General features: G+C 67.5%; 1 protein-coding gene. It reads left to right on the top strand.

Annotated elements, in window-relative coordinates; genetic code table 11:
* Positions 1 to 15 precede the first annotated feature (15 nt).
* Positions 16 to 1,666: non-ribosomal peptide synthetase (locus tag ABTY56_RS38610; RefSeq protein ID WP_350634370.1), on the top strand; the 1,651-nt coding region annotated here is incomplete at its 3' end.

The following is a 1,666-nucleotide window of genomic DNA, read 5'->3' on the forward strand; positions in this document are numbered from 1 at the left end:
GATTTGTTCGATGGGGTGAGTGTGGAGGTGTTTGCTGAGCGGTTGGTCCGGGTGTTGTCGGCGATCGCGGTGGATGTGCGGCTTAGTGAGGTTGAGGTGTTGTCGGAGGGTGAGCGGGGGCGGGTGTTGGTTGGGTGGAATGAGTCGGGTGTGGTGGGGGTGTCGGGTGTGGTGCCCATGTTGTTCGGGGAGCAGGTGGCGCGGACGCCGGATGCGCCGGCGGTGGTGGGTGAGGGGGAGACGTTGTCGTATGGGGAGTTGGATGTGCGGGCGTCTCGGTTGGCGGGTGTGCTGAGCGAGCGTGGGGTGGGGGCGGAGTCGGTGGTGGGGGTGTTGTTGGAGCGGTCGGTGGATGTGGTGGTGGCGTTGTTGGCGGTGTGGAAGGCGGGGGGTGCGTATCTGCCGGTTGATCCGGAGGCGCCGGCGGAGCGGGTGGCGTGGTTGTTGGAGGATGCGGGTCCGGTGTGTGTGGTGACCAGTGCGGGGTTGGCGGGTGGGTTGCCGGATGGTGTGGCGGTGCTGGTGGATGAGGCGGCGGATGGTGGGTTGGTGGAGCCGGTGCGGGTGGAGGCGGGGCATGCGGCGTATGTGATTTATACGTCGGGGTCGACGGGTCGGCCGAAGGGTGTGGTGGTGTCGCATGGGGCGTTGGCGGGTTATGTGGGGTGGTGTGTGGGGGCGTATCCGGGGGTGCGGGAGAGCAGTCTGTTGCATGGGTCGGTGTCGTTTGATCTGGGTGTGACGGGGTTGTATGCGGCGTTGGTGTCGGGTGGGTGTGTGTTTGTGTCGGGGCTGGATGAGGGTCTGCCGGGGGTGCTGGGTGGGCGTCGTCTGGGCTTTTTGAAGGTGACGCCGAGCCATTTGCCGTTGCTGGAGGGGCTGCCGGGGGAGTGTGTCCCGACGGGCCAGTTGATGGTGGGCGGCGAAGCCCTGGGTTGGGATGCGGTGCGGCGGTGGCGTGAGGCGCATCCGGATGTGGTGGTGGTGAATCACTACGGTCCGACGGAGGGGACGGTCGGATCGGCGCATTACGTGATTGGTGAGGGCGACGGGAGTGTGGGTTCGGTTCCGATCGGCCGGTCGTTCGCGACGACGAGGACCTTCGTTCTGGACCGGTTCCTGGAGCCGGTGGCGCCGGGTGTGGTGGGTGAGTTGTATGTGGCTGGTGTGCAGTTGGCTCGCGGATATCTGGGCCGTGCGGGGTTGACGGGGGAGCGTTTCGTGGCGTGCCCGTACGGGGGTCCGGGTGAGCGGATGTATCGGACGGGGGATCTGGTCCGGTGGAGCGTGGACGGGCAGTTGGTGTTCGTCGGGCGTGCGGATGATCAGGTGAAGCTGCGTGGTTACCGGATTGAGCCGGGCGAGGTGGAGGCCGTGCTGGCGGCGCATCCCGCGGTGGATCGGGCGGTGGTGCTGGTCCGTGAGGATGTGCCGGGGGACAGGCGTCTGGTGGCCTACGTTGTCGCGGGTGGTCAGGCCGTCGGTGGTGGTGACCTGCGGGGTTTGGTGGCTGAGCGGTTGCCGCAGTACATGGTGCCGTCGGCGGTGGTGGTGCTGGACGGGATGCCGTTGACGGCGAACGGGAAGGTGGACCGGGCCGCGCTGCCGGCTCCTGAGCATGCGACGGCTGGTGGGCGGGGGCCTGCGACGGTCCTTGAGGAGCTGG

The sequence above is a fragment of the Kitasatospora sp. NPDC097691 genome (assembly GCF_040302665.1).
GTDB lineage: Bacteria > Actinomycetota > Actinomycetes > Streptomycetales > Streptomycetaceae > Kitasatospora.